Source organism: Bradyrhizobium sp. P2_E8, assembly GCF_056403875.1.
The window spans coordinates 1-1108 of sequence record NZ_JBFUES010001568.1 but is presented as its reverse complement, the minus strand read 5'-3'; the positions used below and the strand labels follow the sequence as shown (position 1 = coordinate 1108).

Genomic DNA, 1108 nt, shown 5'->3' with positions numbered 1-1108 from the left:
TCTTCAGGCTGGCCACGCGAGTCGGACGCGGCGCGGCGCCCTGTGCAGTGCTCTTGGGGGCAGTGTTTCTGGCGACCGTGCCCTTGGCCTGCGCGGCATGCTTCGGTGCGCCGTGCGCAGCGTGGGCGGTTCGGTGTGCCTGCGACTTGGCGGCCTTGCCCTTAGCCGCACGGGGCGTCTCGGCCGCCATTGCCAGCCGTGTCGCGGCACGCCGTGACAAGGTCGTGGACAGCAAGACCTCGACCGAGCCCTCGGGAATCGCGAACAGATCGCGGTCGGGCACGGGGAGAGTGGCGGCGACATTCGCCTGCGCCATGGTCCGGCGCGGCAGCAGCGGCTGATGCCCGGTCTGCGCATTGAGATCGGCAAGCGATGGCGCCGGAAGCGTCTGGGTCTGCGTGAACACGAAGTTCGGCACGGCCGGCCAGCGCGCGATCGGCACGGTCTCGGTCGGCGGATGCAGCAGCCATTCCACCGGCGTGGTCGGCGTCGCCGGCCGCTCCGCGGTCGCAGGCACCACATGCACGATGCGATAGCCGCGCGTCTTCAGGTCGCGGATGATCTTGGGCAGCGCCGCCACCGTGCGGGCCTGGATGTCGTGCAACAGCAGGATGCCCTTGCCCTTGGCCTCCAGCCGCTGGATCGCGAGCTGGTAGACGCGATCGGACGACACATGCCGCCAGTCGTCAGCGGGGAAATCGGCGCTCCAGACCTGGATGCCGCGCGAGATCAGATAGTTCTCGACGCCCTCGGCGCGCATCAGGCCGGGGATGCGGAAGAACGGCGCGAGCTTGGACGGATCGGTCATCGCGGCCGACGTCCATTCGATGCCGCCGTTGATCTCGGGCTCGAATTTTTCGATCGGCATGCGGTCGAACGTCAGCGGATGGTTCATGCTGTGCGTGCCGACGGTGTGGCCCGCCGCCACCAGCTTGCGCACCCCTTCAGGGTTCGCCTTGGCCTGGCCGCCGATGATGAAGAAGGTCGCCTTGATGCACTCGTCGGCGAGGATCTGGAGCACCTGGTTGGAATATTTCGGCAGCGGACCGTCGTCGAAGGTCAGGACGACCTCGTGGTCCTTCAGCGGCAGCGTCTCGCGGTACTGCAT

The 1108-nt window shown here is 67.8% G+C and carries 1 protein-coding gene; it reads right to left on the bottom strand.

Annotated features, from left to right (window positions below; translation table 11 throughout):
• Positions 1–1108 (bottom strand): polysaccharide deacetylase family protein (locus tag AC1D00_RS42365; protein WP_477014813.1); only part of this gene is annotated, 1108 nt, incomplete at both ends.